Below are 17,779 nucleotides of genomic sequence, written 5' to 3' on the forward strand. Positions count from 1 at the left end.
CCTTCTTAATCTATTACTTCTATTTTTTCTTTATTATAGCCTATTAGTCCAATTATTTCTATTCCTTTCTCAATTAAAAATTCTATATACTCTATTATTCCTATGGTGATCCTTTCTCCAGGACATAATACTGGTATGCCTGGAGGATATGGAATTAAGAAGGTACCGGATATTTTACCGGCAGCATCCTTTAAATCTGCAGCCCTTTTTGACCTATAAAAAGCCTCATATAGGGGCAGCACTATTTCAGGTTTGGGCATAATTGGGACCCTTTCAATATATCCCTCTTGAGACATTATGTTATCAGCTATTTCCATTATGGCATCCCCTAATAGATGAAAGTCCCTTTCTTCATTCATAACACTGGCTAAAGCCAAACAATAGCGATCATCTTCCATTTCCAAATAGATATTATAGTCCTTTCTTAGAATTTGGCTTATCTTTGGTCCCGGTACATTCCCCATTCTAAACAGTATTTTGGTAATATCCTTATCAAATATGGTTTTATCTTCTTCATCCCCTGTAAACAGATAAACTCCTTTCATATCTTTAAGTTTACAGATGAGTTCATCTATTAACAGAATATTTTTCTCCAATCTTTCCCTTCCTTCTCCTTCCATATAGGCCCTGGCAATTTCCAGAGATGCCATAAATAAATAGGATGGACTTGTTGTTTGATAGAGAGAAGACATAGATTTTAATTTTTCTATATTTACCCTGTTGGAACCTACATGAACCATGGAAGTTTGGGTAAAACTAGGTAAAGTTTTATGTATGCTCTGTACCGATAAATCTGCCCCTGCTTTTAAAGCGGGAAGTGGCAATTTCTCTGAAAAGATGAAATGGCTACCATGTGCTTCATCTACTAATAATATCCTATCATATTTGTGAACTATATCTGCAATCCTTTTTATATGGGAACAGATTCCATAATAATTTGGATAGGTTATTACTACCACTTTTATATCAGAATTGGCTCTAAGCTTTTCCTCTATGGATTCAGGATTAATTCCTGTGAATAATCCATATTTTTCATTATAATGAGGATAAACATAATCTATATCCAGTCTATTTAATATGGCTCCATTATATATGGATTTATGGGAATTCCTTTGAATTAATACCTTGTCCCCCGGGTTAGTAATAGCAGCCAAAGCAATATAGATACCTCCTGTAGTTCCATTTACAGAATACAAAGTTTCCTTAGCTCCAAAGGTTTTAGCTGCTAATGTTAAACTTTCTTTAATAACCCCCCTAGAGTCATGAAGGTTGTCCAACCCTGGCAATTCAGTTACATCAATTTGAGGAACTAATTCCCCCCAATTTATTATGGTGTTCCTCCCTTTATGTCCTGGCATATGGAAAGAAACCAATTTTTTATCCATTAATTTGATCAGTTTATCTAAAATAGGCGTTTTCACTTTTTCCACCTTCCTATTATAAATTTAACCCCGCTTTATTCAACGGGGTCTAAATTTGTCCTCTGGCACATATATTCTTTTAATATTTCCTTTATCAATTCCTTATAGTAATCATATTTCTTATGGGAAATGGGTATATGAGTTATGGTATTAAAGCAGCCCTTACAAATATTTACTCCTAGTAAGTTTATGGTATTCTCTCTCTTCTGGTTACAAAGTTTACAATTCATAAAATCAGCCCCTCGACTACTCCTTTACTAGGATTATTGCCTTATTATTATATTTTATTCACAATAATCCCCTTTGTGCTTATAAGACATTATTTAATATATGATATTTATCCTATTACCACATTTTAGACATTTCCCATCCTCTAGACCCCTTAGTTCTCCCTTATCATATCTACCTACAATAAGATTATGGCAGTTAGGACAGTAGGTGTTATTGTCAATCCCCCAAACATTCCCTATATATACATAGTCCAAATGCTTTCTAGCTATTTCCTTTGCCCTAATTAAAGCATCATAGGTAGTTTCAGGAAGCTTCATCTTATAGGCTGGAAAGTATTTTGTCAAATGGATGGGTATTGATTTGTCTATGCTCTTAATCCATTGAGCCAATTCCTCAATTTCTTCATCGGAACTATTTAATCCTTCTACTATTAGATTGGTAATCTCCACATGGGTTTTACTAGCTGCCAGCTGGATGGTGTTGAGTACAGGTTCCAACTTCCCTCTACAAACCTTTTTGTAGAAGTCATCCTTAATGGATTTTAAATCAATATTCATGGCATCTATATGGGGTAGTAGCTGTTTTAAAGGTTCTTCGTTTATATACCCGTTTGTTACCAATACATTCTTTAACCCATTTCTTCTTGCCAGCTTAGCCATATGATATACATATTCAAAGGATATAGTAGGCTCGTTGTAAGTATAAGCAATTCCGATGGACCCTCTAGATTTGCCTAATAGAATTACATCTTCATCTTCTATTGCCATACTGAGAGATTCTTCATGTGCTATTTCCCAGTTTTGGCAGTAATCGCAGGCTAAATTACATCCAAAGCTTCCAATGGATAGTATATTTGAACCAGGATAGAAATGGTACAAAGGTTTTTTCTCTATAGGGTCATAAGCATATGAAGTAATCTTTCTATAGTTTAAGGAAATAAGGCTTCCATTCTCATTTTTCCTAACTCGGCATATTCCAATATTGCCATCTTCAATAACGCATTTATGCGGACACAATAGGCACCTTACCCTACAGCCTTCCATCTTTTCATAATACATACACTCCATAATATACCTCCCTTAAAAATGCCTAATTACCCTAAAACGCTCCATTTTATAATCCTCATATTCCGATATACTGGCTTTATTTAAAGCAATCCTTATCTGTTCTTCTGGAGTATCTATCCCTTCAATATTGGGAAGTAGAAGTCCTTTTCTAAAGCCCTTAGACACGATTACCCCGTATTTTTCCACATCCAATTCTTCTATAGAAGATATTGGTTCTGGCTTCATCAACACATCTACCGAGTATATTAGATGAGGTAATTCATCCTCTTCAACAGGGTCAAAACGTGGATCTTTTGTACCAGCACTAATGGCATTTTCGATTATCTCCATGGCTATATTCTTCTTAGTCGGTTCTATGGTTCCTATGCAGCCTCTTAACATTCCGTTCTTCTTTAAGGTTACGAAAACCCCAGCTCTATTGTTTAGCAATTCCTCACTCAACCCTTCAGGAACTTCTAATCTTTTTCCATACTTAATGTAGTGTTCCAAGCTCATCCTAGCCAGCTTTACATATTCATCTTCTCCTGCCCGGGCTTTAAGAACCTTTTCCTCTTCTATTTTAGTTATCTCCTCTAGTATGTTTTTACCTTCCTTCCTATCTAATACTGTAAACTTGGCATTACAATAGCCCACTCCAAAGGGTCCTTCGTAGGATAGCACTTCTGGTTTAACATTAAATCCATCCAAAAATCCTGATAAAATCATTAATGTCCTAAGACCGCATTCACCAGCCCGTTCGCTTAAATCTAAATCAAAAGATACGATGGATTTGAAATCTCCTTTTTCCAAAAGGTTTACTATCTCTTTATCGAACTTTTCCCCATAGGGCGAATAGGAATAGGGACCATCGTGAGATAGTTTATGGGATAAGTCTCCACTAGCAATGAAAGATGCCTCTTCCTCCGATTTTAATACCATATCTTGAATTATCTGTCCAAAAACGTATAATTCTTTAGGAGATAATAAGCCGTAGGTTATGTGGATAAGTTTGAAATTCCTATATACTTTATCCACAAAATATAAGGGTACCAGAGTACCATGGTCCAACTTCAAGCTAATATTAAAGCTTTCAGCCAAATCTTCATTCACATTGGCAATGGGGATATTTTTCTTACCACTTTCAAATATAATATCCTTTACCATCTCTAGATTGTTTTCAAATCTAAATTTTACATGAGCTGCACCGAAATCTCTAAAATCGCCTTCTAAGATAGGTGTTGTAGAAATGGATATGGCATCCCTAAATAATGACCCATGAGGTGTTACAAGGATTATGGTACTAGGCCTTTTTTCCGCAATATCCTGAGCTAAGCTTTGGGAGCTTTCTAAGGTTTTTATAGCCTTTTCTCTATCTCTCCCACCTATTTCCTCTATTATAATGGGGGGATGGGGAAATAAATAAGCAGATAGTATTTTACCCATTTTTTTCACTCCTTGTTTTTCCCATTTTCCTCAACTTACTCAGCATATGCTCATTGGGGGCAAATAGGAATTTTAACCTTTTATTATTGGATTCACAGGTTCCCATATAAACCCCTTCTCCTCTTTTGTCAAAAGTGAAGTTATAATGGTACTTTTCCTCATTATCATAAGGTCTTATTGAAATTAAATCGTTTTCACCTATTTTAAGGATCAAAAACCTCTTCCTCCCTATAACTCGATAGAATAGAATCTGGTTTCCTTCTATTAGGTATAGATAGTCTGAGAAATACTTAATCAATATATGGCTACAGCTTGTAACGACTAGTAATATGGTTAAAATAGTGGATATATAAGATGAGAGATCTTCAATGTAGCGGTTTATTAAAAATATGATAAAATCTACCAAAATTACAAAGGCTAATATTGTAGTCAATAATTTAACAAAGGGTTTTTTCTTCCTTTTTATCAATTGTTCCATAAACATTCCCCCTAACCTTATTTTAATTTAACTTACGAATTATAGCAAATAGAAAAACAGATAAGCATCTAGGTGCTTATCTGTTTCATGGTAATTTAAGCTATTTTATTCTTCCTCTTCTTTTCCAACTACTGGTACATCACTAGCATCTACTTCTTCCACATCTTCTTCCTCTTCAGCTTCTGCTCCAGCAGTTTCTACTAGAGTAGCTATAACATCATCTGCTTCTCTAAATATGGTTATATTTTCATCCCCGAAAATATTTAGATCTGATACAAGGACAGGTTTGTTGAAATCAATATCCGATACATCCACTTCTGTCGATTGAGGAATGTATTTTGGTAAACATTCAATTTCAATTTCATCTAATTGTTGAACTAGTACTCCTTCTTTTTGTCTGATATTGTCTTTCCCTACTATTGTAATAGGAATGGTCAATCTAATAGTTTCATCCATTTTAATTTTCTGGAAGTCCGCATGTAAAAATTGATTTTTAAAAGGATGGATTTGTACTTCTTTGATCAATACAGGTAATACCTTGCCGTCTAACTCTAAATCGATCATGGTAGTAATACCTGCTGTTCTATAGACTTTATTAAATTCCTTTTGATCAACTTTAATATGTTCTGTTTTTTCCTCTTTCCCATACACAACAGCTGGTATAAATCCTTCTCTACGGATTTTATTAGCTCTATTCTTTCCTGCCCCTGTCCTTAACTCTGCTTGTAGTTTTATTGCTGCCATGTTGCTACCCCCTTGCTAAATTTATTATTTAATATATTTATATCAAATATCAAGAATATTTGCAAATCCAAGGCCAGAATCATAAAATATATTGAATTATAAGTAATAATAAAATACCTGGTATACCAAATATTCCAACAATTATGGCTGTTAACGGATTTATTGCAATGCTTATTCCTATGAAACTACCGATTAGATTGACGATTAATAATAAAATACCTCCTAAAACTCCATTGATTATTAGTTTTACTATTAATCTAATAGGAATCACTAATAATATACCCACAATATACAATAGAAATAAGCCAAAAGCAAAAGCTAATATTGAGTTAATACCCATTATATCCCCCCTCAATCATATCTATACACTATATAATAGGGGACAAGTGAAGAAAATATTACCTTATATTTCTTTCCCTTACCTTTTTTAATAGATAAATATATTTAATCTTAGAAGCTTCTAATTCATATATTGCATGGTCTACTAAATCAGGATCTGTTACCCATTGAAAATAGATTTCTTTGTTCTTCCATTCTTCATGGGCCCTTTTTAAATTCTCCATCATCTTTTCTTCTTCTGTTTTTTTTCTTCCTTTTATCTTATTAGACAGAATATCTACATATTCTAAAATCCTATAAGTCTTTTCTTTATAATAACTTTTCGGTCTATCCATAAACAATCCCCCCATATTTTATTATCTTAATTTTTTCCAAAAACATGGGGGGTTATACTATCTTTCACAATACCTATTGCATTTATTATTCTTATTACAACAAACTATTTTTTCCGACTGACATAAAGGGCATCTAAACCTATCCCTTTTAAAATGGATTTTATAGCTACCATTACAAGAGTTACACTTGAATTGGCAGAATTCAAAAGCAAAATCTCCACCTCGAATTTGAAGGGGTAGGCCTTTAATTAAAGCCATTGACACTTTCTTTCTAGCTCTTCCTAAAATGTTTTGGAAGGTCTGCCTAGATACCTCCATTATATCTGCACACTCCTGTTGAGACAAACCTGCTAAATCCTTTAATCTTATAGCTTCCAGTTCCTCTAACTTTAATATTATCTCCTTAGTTTCTCCTTGCCCCCCACCTTCAGGCATGAAGCAGGCTATATTGGGAAGAAATTTAACTTTCCTACATTTAATCGGTCTAGACATATAAATCCTCCAAAGATAAATTAATTCAATGTTGTAATTATCCTATTGCTGATACTGTCAAAAATATTTCTCACCTCATCTGTCAACTCTGAATTGCCATTGACAGATATATTGGCAATATCCTTAACCATAGGCAGTTCTCCAATTAGGCTTAAACCATATTCCTTTAGGAATTGATCCGTATTTTCACCATCAAATATCTGAATCCTTTTATTGCAATCAGGACACAGCACATAGCTCATATTTTCAACTATACCCAATATAGGAATATTCAATTTTTTGGTCATATTGATGGCCTTTGCCACTATCATGGAAACTAAGTCTTGAGGCACCGATACCATGATTATACCAGATAGGGGAATAGATTGCATCACCGTTAATGCCACATCTCCCGTTCCTGGTGGCATATCAATAATCAGATAGTCTAATTCCTCCCATAATACATCAGTCCAAAACTGCTGTACTATTCCGGATAAAATAGGCCCTCTCCATATCACTGGCTTATCCTCTTCCTCCATCAACAAGTTTAAAGATATTACCTTAATACCCTCTTTGGTGGTTATAGGTATTATTCCCTTCTCATTAGCTGCAGCTCTTTTATCCTCTATTTGGAACAATCTTGGAATGCTGGGACCTGTAATATCTGCATCCATAACCCCTACTCTATACCCTTTATTCTTTAAATCCTTTGCAATTAAAGCGGAAATAGTGGACTTTCCTACTCCTCCCTTACCACTCATAACGCCTATAATATTCTTCACAAAATTATAAGGATTGTTTTTTATAGTACAAATATCTTGGGATGTACAATTATCCTTTGCTGGACAATTATTGCAATCAGCCATTGTCGTTCATTCCTCTCTTAATTAAATTGGCATATGCTAATTTAATTTTATAATACAATTTAATAATATGTCAACACCTTAATCATTTAAAGATGACGAGAGAATAAACCTTTCCTTGTTTTCTTGTCCTATTGCTAAAAAAATAGAGCAAAGGCTTTCATGACTTTTGTCGTAATAGCCCCGCCCTATTTACAATTATACAACATAAATCAATGACTTGTTTCTACTACCGTTCCTGGGTCGTCTTCTATCTTAGCAATTACCAGCTTACTTCCTATAAAGCCTAATATAATAACCACTATAGGGGTTAAATAATTCATTATTGCCCATTTACCATAGGCTATAGCTGATACCCCCAATACATTATATAGAAATGCTCCACAAGTATTCCATGGTACTAATGGTGAAGTTAATGTTCCAGCAGATTCTAAAACATTGGATAGGGTTTTTGGATGTAATCCTTTGTCCTTATATGCCTTGGCATACATTCTGCCTGGGACAACAATAGATATATATTGTTCTGGCATTGTAATATTACTTGTAATGGAAGTTGCAGTTGTAAGTGCAACAAGTCCTCCCACGCTCTTTATTCGTTTTAATAGGGCATTTACTATTACCTCTAACTGCCCTGTTTTTTCCATTATGCCACCAAACATCATAGCTATGATTGTAAGGGATATTGAATACATCATATTTTCTAGACCACCAGCTGTTAGAAGCTCATCCACAGCTTCTACTCCCGTTTCACTTACATAGCCACTAAATCCTGCAGATAGTATATCCCCTAAATTAGCTCCCTGGAAAATGGGTGCAAAAATCATCCCCAATATAACCCCTATAAATATTCCAGGTATAGCTGGCATCTTTTTAGCCACTAAAATTATAACCACAATAGGTGGTAATAATAGTATAGGGGACAAATTAAAGCTTTCGGCTAAACCATTTTGGATTTTCGTAATGGCAGAAAGGTCTACACTTTTTCCAGCAAATCTAAATCCAACCATTAGATAAACTATTATAGTTATTATATAGGTAATTGCATTACTTTTAACCATAAACTTAACATGGGTAAATACATCTGTACCTGCCATAGCTGGTGCTAAGTTGGTTGTATCGGAAAGAGGAGATATCTTGTCTCCAAAGTATGCTCCAGAAATAATAGCACCTGCTGCAATAGGTGCAGGAATACCTAATCCTTTAGCTACCCCCATTAAAGCAATGCCTATGGTTCCCGCTGTTCCCCAGGAAGTTCCTGTTGCTAACGATGTAATTGAACAAATTAAAAGTGTGGCTACTAAAAATATTGATGGCTTTAAAATATTCAAACCATAATAAATCATTGCAGGCACTACACCTGATAACAACCAAACGCCAATCAATACGCCTATAATAGCCAAAATCATAACCGACTGAAGTGCCTGTGTAATCCCTTCAATCATTCCCTGTTCTATATCCCTCCATTTGTATCCAAGTCTTAAAGCCATTAATGCTGCAAAAGCTGCTCCAATTAACATGGGAATATGGGGATCTGCTTCAAATTTGGCAATTCCTGTTCCCATTACTAAAATCAAAAACAAAAATGTAATAATCGCTTCGTAAATATAAGGTTTACGAGCTTTCATAACAAGTCCTCCCTTTTTAAATTTCCTTAAGGCTCTTACTAAAAAATATGATTTAAACTGAATAAATAGCTCACTTAACTATAGTTTGAAAATTTTTAATTATTTTACAATAAAAGCAATTTGTACTTATTATATCATAAGTATAAATAGCAAGACAATTTATAATATATGACAATAATATTAAATTTTACACTTTCTAAAAAGATGCCTATACAAAAAATGTCAGAGTGCATATTCCATGCACTCCAACATTTTTAACCTCACAAGGCTTAAATTAGTCCAGCATTTTAAACCGCTTTATTCATTTTTCCTTATCCATTATACCATATTTAATTTTTACTCTATCTATCTTTTCTATCATAGGCTGTGACAATACAAATAGAAATACTACTGTTGCTATGGAATGAGCTAAGTCAAACCAAAAGCCTGATATATAAGTAGCTACTAACGCCCTCAGCGAAAATTTAGGTGTAAAAATCAAAAGACTTCCTATATTAATAATGCCTCCATATATGAAAAATGTAGATAAACCACCAAAAATACATAAGGATAATCTATCCCTTTTTAATAAGCCTTTTTGGAATAATATGCCTGCTAAAAAACCAATAATTCCAAAGCAAAACATCTGCCATGGAGTCCATGGACCTTGCCCAAAGAAAAAATTTGATACAAATCCTGTTATGGCCCCTACTAGAAAACCTGATTCTGCCCCCAAAGTAACTCCGGTTATTATGACTATGGCCACAACAGGCTTAAATTGAGGCAGCATAAAAAAAGCTGCTCTTCCTGCTACAGCAATGGCTGACAGCACTGCAATAATTACTATCTCCCTAACTTTGGGATTTCTATTCTCAAATATCATGAAGAAGGGAAGCATTGTATACAACACGATCACAAGGCTTATAAAATAGTACTTTCTGTCTTTTAAATAAAATATGCCAAATAAAATAGTGGCAGGAATAACAAATATTATTAATAAAACTGATACAACATTTCTATGATTTAAATGCCTGCCCTTAATCCTTCTTTGCATAAAGCAATCACATCCTCTATTGTTACTGCATCCTTACACAGGTGCCTCACCATGCGGTTTGCTGCAGTTGTATAAAAGCTATTTCCTGAAAAAAATTCCCTCGTGGTATTGGAGGTAATAATATTCCCATCAAAGAATAGGGCACAATAATCTGAATATTTTGCACAGAATTCAATATCATGGGATACCATGACTATGGTTACACCTTTATTAGTTAGTTCTTTAAGTATCTTTGCAAGCTTGTCCTTGAAAAAATTATCCAAACCTTTAGTAGGTTCATCAAGAAGCAGTATTTTAGGTTCTAGTAACAAAACCTTGGCTAAGGCTACTCTCTGCTGCTCTCCTCCGCTTAGATCATATGGATGCATTGAAAGCAAATCTTCTATTTCCGTTATTTCTATAATTTTATCAAGCCTATTTCCTTTTTCTTCTTGAGTTAATTTCATATCCGATAACATTTCATATAAATCTGATTCTACGGTCTTTTCTACAAATAAATTTTGTGGATTTTGAGGAAGTGTTACAGTATTCTTTTCACTGATTGTGATTTTTCCTCTATAGGGCTTGTTTATCCCATTCATTAAAGATAAGGCAGTAGTTTTTCCTGTTCCATTACCTCCTACAATAGAATAAAACTCCCCTTCCCTAATATCTAAAGATAATCCCTTAATAACATCAGGTGAATTCCTTTCATATCTAAACCATACATCTTTTAATTCTATTACCTTCTTATTAGGTCTTGGCTGGGGTTCTGGGTAAGTCATTATTACTTTTTTCCCAATAGCAATCTCATCTATCCATTTTCTTCCTTCATTGATGGTAATAGGGTAGGTACTGCTGTTTGTCACACTGGCATGGACTTGCATTGCTGTTGTCATGGCTAAAAACATAGGGTGGTCCATTTCATATAGTCTCTTGCCTACATATGAAGGAGAACCTTCTACGATTATTTTACCCTCATCCAATACCACCAGCCTATCTGAAATAGGTATAACCTCTTCGAGCCTATGTTCTGTCATTATAATGGTGATTCCCAGATCCCTGTTTATCTTTTTAAGCATATTCAGAAAATCAGAGGCTGCAATAGGGTCTAGCTGTGAAGTTGGTTCATCTAGTATCAGTACTCTAGGGTCTAGGGGCATGATGCTTGCTAAGTTTAATATTTGCTTTTGGCCTCCTGAAAGTTCTGTAACATTCTTATAAAACCAATTTTGTATACCAAAGAAACTAGCCATCTCAGCTACACGAAGGCGTATAGTATTACTATCATATCCTAGGCTTTCAAGCCCAAAAGCCAGCTCATGCCAAACCTTATCTGTAACTATTTGATTATCTGGGCTTTGAAACACATAACCTATTTGAAAAGCCTGTTCCCGTTCATCTACCTCTTCTAGGGGCTGCCCAAAAAAATATATTGCCCCCTCCCTTTTCCCATAAGGAGTAAGTATAGATTTTAATTGCTTTAATAATGTACTCTTTCCAGAACCGGTTTTTCCACATAGGGTTATGAATTCCCCACTTTCTATGCTAATACTAATATTTAAAAGAGCCTTTTTATCCGTTTGAGGATAAGAAAAGCTCAAATTTTCGATTCTATACGCTTCCATTTCATTTCCTCCACTATATTGATGATAACTGGTAACATACATAATATAAGATAGGATATATATAGAAAAATACTAAAAAGTGAGATATCTACAAACTTAATTGATGGGAAGAATCTGATAGTATTCTGCCCCATTAATGCACCTGCTAATATAATGGCAGTTAAGCATATCAAAATAACAAGAACTATCTTGTCCCTATTATCAAAACGAAATATAGAGAAGCTAGTTCTGCCAAGTAAGCCATAGCCTCTGGACTTCATGGAGTTAGCTGTTTCAATGGCATTTTCCAAGGCCCATGTGGTCATGATGGATAGAATTTTCATGCCATTTTTTGCCCTTTTGATAATATTTCCTTGTGAGAAATCCCTTCCAATACATTTTTGAGCATAGGATATTTCCTTTATCTGTGCTATGTATCTTGGAACAAAGCGAAGTACCATTGATATTATTAGGGATAAGGTTGGTATGATTCTGCCAAAAATATATATAAATTTATCCGATGTCATGACTGCATTGTAACAAGAAAACCATAATAATACCGTTACGAACATTAGAGCTGTTGCCACACCATAGATAATAGATTCCAAGGTTATTGGATTGCCATTTTTTAGATAAAACAATATGGTAACTCCTTCATGGTTGAAGGCTGGATTTAACAGGGTCATGAATATTAGCATAGGCAGCATATATAATATGTTGAACTTAAGCCCTTTTTTGCCTTTTAACATTACTGAATATATAAAGGCCCCCGCAAAAGCTATTACTTGGAATATGGGATGCATAAAAAACATACTGAAGCATATTACTGCACAAAAGTACATGAAATTTATTATAGGGTGAAAATTAGAAAAACTGTCCATCATTCTTCGCCTCCAAAAGTGGCATCTTGTCCCTCTATATCCCTTCCTAGGTCACAAGTATATATCCACTCTACCACATCTCCATCCTTTAACTGGTATCTGCTTGCACCATAGTTTGGAAACCAGCCATTTACTCTATACATCCAACCGCTTAGCTCGCCACAGTCAAATTCATAAATATTGTTAATTCCTTCCACATAATGGCTATTATACATTGGGACCATGACAAATTCCATATGGATTTTATTCTTTAGCATCTCCCTTAATAAAACATCGAATACAGATTCTCCTTCATAGCAGACCACTTCCTGAGCAGGATATATAACCCCGTCTTCTGGCAATACTTCTAGCTTATCCTTATTAAATTTATCTAAATTGTCAAATATAGTTTTGCAAGTTACAGATAAAGTTATAGTTAGCTCTTTTTCTTTATTTATAACCACATCCTGCCATTCTACTGGTTTAGGTTTGCCCTCAGGAACTGGATCCGTAAGGTATTTGTCTTTTTCTCCCTTATTTTTATTATCTTCAGCTATTATTTTTACTTGACTTTCGCCTTCTATATCTGGATTTTTTAATTGTTCTGAACCTAAAGGGACTATTTCATTTTTTCCACTTAGAAAAAATGAAATAACCAATATAACTGCTATTACAAAGGCTATTTTTATCTTTATATTTTTCATGATATAGCCACCACTTTCATTTAACATCAGTCATATCATATAAGCTGTTTTTCCCGTCTTTATATCTTTTATATGCTATTAGCGCATACAATCCTTGATCTGTTGCCATAAGGTCTAATGTACCTGCCTGCCCTCCACCATTTTCTTTAGTCCCTTCTTTTATATGCATGAAACCTCCACCATCTAAATAAAAGGTTAGCAAGTTGTCCATTAAGGAATTGCCTCCTTTTACAAATCTTTCGTCATCTGGGTCTATGGCTAACTCTGTAAGGGCTACTATTACTTGAACTACAGATTCGGAATTGGCAGAGCCCCAGCTTGAATAGCCTCCATCTTCTAACTGAATGCTGGATAGATAGTCCAAAGCCTTTCCTATGGCCTCTTCTACTTCTGGTTTTTCTTTATATTTAGACAAGGCTTGTAATACCATGGCTGTTACATCTGGATCTGATGGTTCCTCTCCTAATAAGGAAAATCCTCCATCCCTTAATTGATGCTCTAATATATATTCTATATACATATCTCTAGTACCTTGAATATTTGCATTTGGATTATAGGGTATTTCATAATTCTTGGAATCTAAGGCTATAAGGGCAAAGGCAGGGCCATTTATGCCCTGATATATAACCTTTTCATAGTCTCCTAATGCCTCTAGCAAATTATAGCCTTCCACATCTGTAGGATCTTTACCTATAGCTGTTAAGGCTAATATCACTCTAGAATACTCAGTGTATTTTCTATCATGCAATATACCATCCTTTTCCTTTAAGGCCTGTACCAGGTTTTGGTAGTATTTTTCAAAATAGGCCTTATCTATATCTAAATCTGAACGGGCTAAAGAAAATACTGTCCATTCCCCGCCTAAAGAAGAAACTGTAGGATCTGTTACCATTTTAACCATAAGGTTGGCTGTTTCTTCTATTTGCTTATCTAAATCAACACCTGCTTTATTGCTACTACTGCAGGCAAATAAATGTAGAGATAAAATTATTATCAATATTAGGAGAAATAGTTTTTTATTTTTGAAGTTCATATTTTCCTTCCTTTCGTTTTTTATGTATTTAACTAAAAAGGCTTAAATACTGTAGTAATATAAGCCCTTTTAGTTAATACATTTCATAAATCATTTATTTTTTATAGATAATCCCATACACTCCGTCTGATACTTGTTCTACATAAACATGTCCGTTAATTACAGACCATTTATGTGGACTTATGTCTTCAAATTTACTTTTCATATAATTGTATTTAACTACTCTTATATATTCCCTTGGTAAATCCTTGTCCAATTTCATTTCAAAGGAAAGGCCAGCTTTGGTAGAATTAGTTTCAATTTGAAATACCTTTCCTGCCCCCTTAGTTTTAGCCCAAATTGATTGTATATCGTTATTTTTTTCACTTGGTGCAGGTTTAATATTTAGATACAATCCATCTGCACTGTCCATGAATGGAAAGATTTTAATTTTTATAAAATCTGTACTATATTTTAAATAGTCGAAGCCTAATTCATTAAGATTAGTTAATACCTCTGCAGGAATGTTAATTTGGTTTTTTATATTATCATTTTGATCCATAGGAATTAATTTTATTTCTACATGATCATTCCCTTGAATAATAGATAAGTCCCTCTTGGCACTTCCGCTTTGGGCTGTAATCCGTCCTGCTTCATTAAAAGCAATGGTTCTAACTTTCTGGCTAGTTAATGAAGGCCTTTCTTCTTCTAACCTCTTCTTTTTAATTTCTTGGCTTATTTCATACCAATCTTTACTGTCTTTATCTCCACTACTGCTCCTTGGTAAAGATCTATACCAATTCTCAGGTTCATAATAAATATGCCTGTCTCGTCTATCGTACCTATCACGTTCCCTTGGCACATCTACATAAACTTTATAGGTTTTAGAACCATAGCCTTTTACTGATACTGTATAGTAAACAGTTTTATTAAAGTTTTGAGGCATGCCAATGTCTGGATAAATTTCATCCCCTTCATATTTTATCTCTGGAACTAAATATTCTAAGTCCATATAAAATGGCAAATATACATTTATAGTTTCTTTACTATGATTAATAGCTCCAGGTATTCCTAGTAGGCTGAAACTGGTAATCCTTGGCTCTTGCTTTTCTTCCAGCTTTGGGGAATTGTCTGATTTTTCCCATTTGGCGAATAGTTCCATATCGTCTTTTATTATTGTATTAAAATCGTATTCATATCTGTAGAGTACATCTTTGTACCATCCCACAAATTTATAGCCTTCCTTTGTTGGTTCCTTTGGTATTGGTACTGTTTCCCCTTCTTTAACTTTTATAGGGGGAATTACACTTCCACCCATGGTATTAAAGATTACGGTATACTCCAGCACCTCATTTGCTTCTGCTATTATTTCTATAATATACTCTACAGATTTATTATCTCTATATATAGTAAACTTTTCAGATTGTTCAGCCATAATACTGTTGGATATAATTCCTGCAGCCCATTTTTCTATTGGCCCATCGTATCCCCTTTCTTGTCTAAGAAAGGCCCCTTCCGTACCAGTTATTTTGAGAAAATGCTGTCCATCTATGATGGATTCATCATAACCCTTTGGAAGTTTTAGTGTTATTTTTTGACCCTTCATAACCCCTGTTGCTATTGTTTTCCCATCTTTAATCAATTCCACAGAAGTTATTTTCAGCGGTTCCTCTGTAGAAATATCTTTTTCCCATTTTGCATATAGGGTTATGTTTTCTGTAATTGGTCTATTAAAGTCGAACTCTTCCCTTAATTCTTCATCAATATACCACCCTGCAAACTTAAATCCTGCTTTTACTGGATCTTCCGGTTTTGCAATCCTTTGGCCCTTTTCTACCTCAATTGATGATATAGCACTGCCACCATTGGTGTTGAATTCAACCATAATTTTGTCTTTCTCTGATTCTTTCTTTACATTTAGTATGAATTTAATTCTTTCATCAAAACCTTCTATTATGCCCTCTGCTTCGTAGATCCCATGTTTATTGTAAATAAAACAATCACTTAGATATACATCATTACCTTCCCATTTCCCAATATTTACAATTCTCTCACTATTGTCGTCTAGTATTACTCTTGCAGTTTTTGGCAATCTATAGACCAAATAACCCCCAAAACTATCCACATATACTGTAACTTCTTGAACCTTATCCTCTTCCTTGATCCCTCTAATTTTTCTTATAGTAACCTTGAGTGATACGGTTTGATCTGTTCCTGAAACCGTACCTGTAAAAATATTTTCCCCCAATACTGCATCTTCTATCGCTTTATCCCAGCTTACGATTTCATATCCTTCCTGTCCATCATCATATTTAACCTTTACTGTTTCAGGCAATTCATATTTATCATATCCTTGGATATATTCCACATCATCAAAATCATATATTCTTTCAATTGCTCGTGGTTTCTCCTTAAAAACTGCCTTAACTCTAAGGTGGTAGTTGGCTTTGTGATCCATAGCGTCTACTACCATATTAGGAAGTTTTATTTTAATAATGGGCTTGTTTAAATTCACATAAGGATTCAGGGTATTTTCTCCAACAACACCAGGAGGCATAAATTCCCATCTGTCAAAAGCATAGTCTTCCTTAGGTACTGCCCTAAATTCTATATCATCACTTCTATACGCAAGGGGGAAGCCGTCTTCTGCTTTTATATTTCTATTTAAAACTTTAGTAACTACTTCACCTTGTTCCTGGCTTGTTTCAGTAGTATCTATTACGGTATAATTATAATAGATCGCTTCAATGGTTAATTTATTATCTTTTGCTATATCAAAAATCTCTTTGGTTATTTCAAATTCAATATCCCTAGTGGTTATTTCTTCTCCAAATAATTCTTTAAATTTATTATCATCCATACCTGATATATTCCACTTGCTAAAAAAACTTTTATATCCGTCATATGCTGTAACACTAACTCTATCTCCGATTTTCAACTCCTTATAGTTTTCTCCATCTGTAAACCCTGCTTTTACAGTTGGATCACAGGATACAGATGTGCCTGCTTCAGGCTTTACTGTTAATTTCAGCCTTGGTTCTTCTTCTACTTTTATGGCCTCCCAAGTCATCATAAATTCAGACCCTTCATCTGTTACAAATGTAAATATAGGTGGGGCATCTTTATCGAATACAACCTGCCCCCCCGCTGTTGGATGCATGAATCCCATATCTACAAAAGGAATCCCTGCTTCCCACTCAGCCGCTGTCTTATCAAGATTCTCTACTCCTCTATATTCTACTCCTCCAGCTACACGCACTGCTGGATTATTAACCTTTATCCTTTCAATATTGGCTGTTTCTATTATTAGTTTGGAATATTTTAAATGATATCCCCTATTAGGAATACGAAAAGCATCAAAATAAGCATTTTCAGTAATCTTTAAAATTATTTTATTATCTATAAGCTCATAGCCATTAAAAAATTTGGCTGCTCTTTCTCCAGATATATCCACTATCTTAATATCAACTATATACTTATCTGCATCTATTGACTCAGCATATGAAGGCCCAACACAATTAATGTTCATCATACTTACAAGCACCAAGGTAAGTACTAATATCACTTTAATTAGTCTTTTCATATACC

At 34.4% G+C, this 17,779-nt stretch carries 17 protein-coding genes; all 17 read right to left on the minus strand.

The features are described 5' to 3' along the window. Positions 1–5 precede the first annotated feature (5 nt). The 17 genes from BLV68_RS06285 to BLV68_RS06365 all read right to left on the minus strand — a co-directional run bounded on the left by BLV68_RS06285 (position 6) and on the right by BLV68_RS06365 (position 17,774). Entirely contained in the window at positions 6–1,421 is a 1,416-nt protein-coding gene (locus tag BLV68_RS06285) for an aminotransferase class I/II-fold pyridoxal phosphate-dependent enzyme (protein ID WP_093751955.1), read from the minus strand. A 35-nt stretch (positions 1,422–1,456) separates the two neighbouring features. Then, the gene (locus BLV68_RS06290) at positions 1,457–1,651 is read right to left on the minus strand and encodes a sigma factor G inhibitor Gin (RefSeq protein ID WP_093751957.1); all 195 of its coding nucleotides are present in this window, start codon (positions 1,649–1,651) and stop codon (positions 1,457–1,459) included. A 93-nt stretch (positions 1,652–1,744) separates the two neighbouring features. Further along, the gene (gene amrS / locus BLV68_RS06295) at positions 1,745–2,719 is read right to left on the minus strand and encodes an AmmeMemoRadiSam system radical SAM enzyme (RefSeq protein ID WP_093751959.1); all 975 of its coding nucleotides are present in this window, start codon (positions 2,717–2,719) and stop codon (positions 1,745–1,747) included. Between the two features lie 12 nt (positions 2,720–2,731). Next, positions 2,732–4,141, minus strand: a complete 1,410-nt coding sequence (gene amrA, locus BLV68_RS06300) for an AmmeMemoRadiSam system protein A (RefSeq protein ID WP_093751961.1) — start codon at positions 4,139–4,141, stop codon at positions 2,732–2,734. Next, positions 4,134–4,619: a hypothetical protein gene (locus BLV68_RS06305; protein ID WP_093751963.1), complete on the minus strand. Its 486-nt coding sequence runs from the start codon at positions 4,617–4,619 to the stop codon at positions 4,134–4,136. Before BLV68_RS06305 ends, amrA begins: the two co-directional genes overlap by 8 nt. A 105-nt stretch (positions 4,620–4,724) precedes the next feature. After that, a complete protein-coding gene (locus tag BLV68_RS06310; protein WP_093751965.1) occupies positions 4,725–5,363 on the minus strand; it encodes a 50S ribosomal protein L25 in 639 nt (212 codons plus the stop codon). A 79-nt stretch (positions 5,364–5,442) separates the two neighbouring features. After that, on the minus strand, positions 5,443–5,703 hold the full coding sequence (locus BLV68_RS06315; RefSeq protein ID WP_093751967.1) for a pro-sigmaK processing inhibitor BofA family protein: 261 nt from the start codon (positions 5,701–5,703) through the stop codon (positions 5,443–5,445). Positions 5,704–5,761: 58 nt separating this feature from the next. Continuing rightward, on the minus strand, positions 5,762–6,037 hold the full coding sequence (locus BLV68_RS06320; protein ID WP_093751969.1) for a DUF2508 family protein: 276 nt from the start codon (positions 6,035–6,037) through the stop codon (positions 5,762–5,764). 57 nt (positions 6,038–6,094) lie between these two features. After that, the gene (locus BLV68_RS06325; RefSeq protein WP_093751971.1) at positions 6,095–6,529 is read right to left on the minus strand and encodes a DUF134 domain-containing protein; all 435 of its coding nucleotides are present in this window, start codon (positions 6,527–6,529) and stop codon (positions 6,095–6,097) included. Between the two features lie 20 nt (positions 6,530–6,549). Beyond that, positions 6,550–7,374, minus strand: coding sequence for an Mrp/NBP35 family ATP-binding protein (locus BLV68_RS06330; RefSeq protein ID WP_093751973.1), 825 nt, complete (start codon positions 7,372–7,374; stop codon positions 6,550–6,552). 209 nt (positions 7,375–7,583) lie between these two features. Continuing rightward, entirely contained in the window at positions 7,584–8,996 is a 1,413-nt protein-coding gene (nhaC, locus tag BLV68_RS06335; protein WP_093751975.1) for a Na+/H+ antiporter NhaC, read from the minus strand. A 301-nt stretch (positions 8,997–9,297) separates the two neighbouring features. Next, entirely contained in the window at positions 9,298–10,029 is a 732-nt protein-coding gene (locus BLV68_RS06340; RefSeq protein ID WP_093751977.1) for an ECF transporter S component, read from the minus strand. Next, the gene (locus BLV68_RS06345; protein WP_093751979.1) at positions 9,999–11,636 is read right to left on the minus strand and encodes an ABC transporter ATP-binding protein; all 1,638 of its coding nucleotides are present in this window, start codon (positions 11,634–11,636) and stop codon (positions 9,999–10,001) included. Before BLV68_RS06345 ends, BLV68_RS06340 begins: the two co-directional genes overlap by 31 nt. After that, positions 11,609–12,499 (minus strand): energy-coupling factor transporter transmembrane component T, encoded by an 891-nt coding sequence (locus BLV68_RS06350; RefSeq protein WP_093751981.1) that lies wholly within the window; start codon positions 12,497–12,499, stop codon positions 11,609–11,611. Before BLV68_RS06350 ends, BLV68_RS06345 begins: the two co-directional genes overlap by 28 nt. Next, positions 12,496–13,179 (minus strand): DUF4430 domain-containing protein, encoded by a 684-nt coding sequence (locus BLV68_RS06355; RefSeq protein WP_234949849.1) that lies wholly within the window; start codon positions 13,177–13,179, stop codon positions 12,496–12,498. The genes BLV68_RS06350 and BLV68_RS06355 overlap by 4 nt, the downstream gene beginning before the upstream one ends. A 16-nt stretch (positions 13,180–13,195) precedes the next feature. Then, a complete protein-coding gene (locus tag BLV68_RS06360; protein ID WP_093751986.1) occupies positions 13,196–14,212 on the minus strand; it encodes a prenyltransferase/squalene oxidase repeat-containing protein in 1,017 nt (338 codons plus the stop codon). A gap of 94 nt (positions 14,213–14,306) precedes the next feature. Beyond that, a complete protein-coding gene (locus BLV68_RS06365; protein ID WP_093751988.1) occupies positions 14,307–17,774 on the minus strand; it encodes an InlB B-repeat-containing protein in 3,468 nt (1,155 codons plus the stop codon). Positions 17,775–17,779 lie beyond the last annotated feature (5 nt).

Source organism: Tepidimicrobium xylanilyticum (assembly GCF_900106765.1).
Classification (GTDB): domain Bacteria; phylum Bacillota; class Clostridia; order Tissierellales; family Tepidimicrobiaceae; genus Tepidimicrobium; species Tepidimicrobium xylanilyticum.

What these genes read in the sequence shown, in the direction of transcription:
- BLV68_RS06290 (WP_093751957.1), bottom strand. Translation starts at nt 1,651, where the DNA reads ATGAATTGTAAACTTTGTAACCAGAAGAGAGAGAATACCATAAACTTA.
- amrS (WP_093751959.1), bottom strand. Translation starts at nt 2,719, where the DNA reads ATGGAGTGTATGTATTATGAAAAGATGGAAGGCTGTAGGGTAAGGTGC.
- amrA (WP_093751961.1), bottom strand. Translation starts at nt 4,141, where the DNA reads ATGGGTAAAATACTATCTGCTTATTTATTTCCCCATCCCCCCATTATA.
- BLV68_RS06305 (WP_093751963.1), bottom strand. Translation starts at nt 4,619, where the DNA reads ATGGAACAATTGATAAAAAGGAAGAAAAAACCCTTTGTTAAATTATTG.
- BLV68_RS06310 (WP_093751965.1), bottom strand. Translation starts at nt 5,363, where the DNA reads ATGGCAGCAATAAAACTACAAGCAGAGTTAAGGACAGGGGCAGGAAAG.
- BLV68_RS06315 (WP_093751967.1), bottom strand. Translation starts at nt 5,703, where the DNA reads ATGGGTATTAACTCAATATTAGCTTTTGCTTTTGGCTTATTTCTATTG.
- BLV68_RS06320 (WP_093751969.1), bottom strand. Translation starts at nt 6,037, where the DNA reads ATGGATAGACCGAAAAGTTATTATAAAGAAAAGACTTATAGGATTTTA.
- BLV68_RS06325 (WP_093751971.1), bottom strand. Translation starts at nt 6,529, where the DNA reads ATGTCTAGACCGATTAAATGTAGGAAAGTTAAATTTCTTCCCAATATA.
- BLV68_RS06330 (WP_093751973.1), bottom strand. Translation starts at nt 7,374, where the DNA reads ATGGCTGATTGCAATAATTGTCCAGCAAAGGATAATTGTACATCCCAA.
- nhaC (WP_093751975.1), bottom strand. Translation starts at nt 8,996, where the DNA reads ATGAAAGCTCGTAAACCTTATATTTACGAAGCGATTATTACATTTTTG.
- BLV68_RS06340 (WP_093751977.1), bottom strand. Translation starts at nt 10,029, where the DNA reads ATGCAAAGAAGGATTAAGGGCAGGCATTTAAATCATAGAAATGTTGTA.
- BLV68_RS06345 (WP_093751979.1), bottom strand. Translation starts at nt 11,636, where the DNA reads ATGGAAGCGTATAGAATCGAAAATTTGAGCTTTTCTTATCCTCAAACG.
- BLV68_RS06350 (WP_093751981.1), bottom strand. Translation starts at nt 12,499, where the DNA reads ATGATGGACAGTTTTTCTAATTTTCACCCTATAATAAATTTCATGTAC.
- BLV68_RS06355 (WP_234949849.1), bottom strand. Translation starts at nt 13,179, where the DNA reads ATGAAAAATATAAAGATAAAAATAGCCTTTGTAATAGCAGTTATATTG.
- BLV68_RS06360 (WP_093751986.1), bottom strand. Translation starts at nt 14,212, where the DNA reads ATGAACTTCAAAAATAAAAAACTATTTCTCCTAATATTGATAATAATT.
- BLV68_RS06365 (WP_093751988.1), bottom strand. Translation starts at nt 17,774, where the DNA reads ATGAAAAGACTAATTAAAGTGATATTAGTACTTACCTTGGTGCTTGTA.